Source organism: Neisseria sp. P0009.S010 (assembly GCF_051958545.1).
GTDB classification, from domain to species: domain Bacteria; phylum Pseudomonadota; class Gammaproteobacteria; order Burkholderiales; family Neisseriaceae; genus Neisseria; species Neisseria subflava_A.
The window spans coordinates 1-245 of record NZ_JBQCVH010000054.1; the positions used below are offsets into that span (position 1 = coordinate 1).

The following is a 245-nucleotide window of genomic DNA, read 5'->3' on the forward strand; positions in this document are numbered from 1 at the left end:
GGATTAAGCGTCAAACGCCCAAGCTGCTCGCCGGTATGGTCGCCCCAATAACCCGCCGTATAACCGCGTGCCACTTCGCGCACGGTAATGTCCAACAACACAGGCAATACTGCCAGCAGAAATACGCCTAAATCAAAATTTTCAAACATGTTTTTGCTTATCAAACACGCCGTCTGAAAGGATATTTAAGGATATTTGTGTTTTCATACGGGGTGTTTGATAATGAAAAACATGTTTTCAAATTT

The 245-nt window shown here is 43.3% G+C and carries 1 pseudogene; it reads right to left on the bottom strand.

The annotated features are described in order from the left end of the window. Positions 1-149: pseudogene (locus ACTHSN_RS10875) on the bottom strand (site-2 protease family protein); the annotation flags it as partial. Between the last annotated feature and the right edge of the window lie 96 nt (positions 150-245).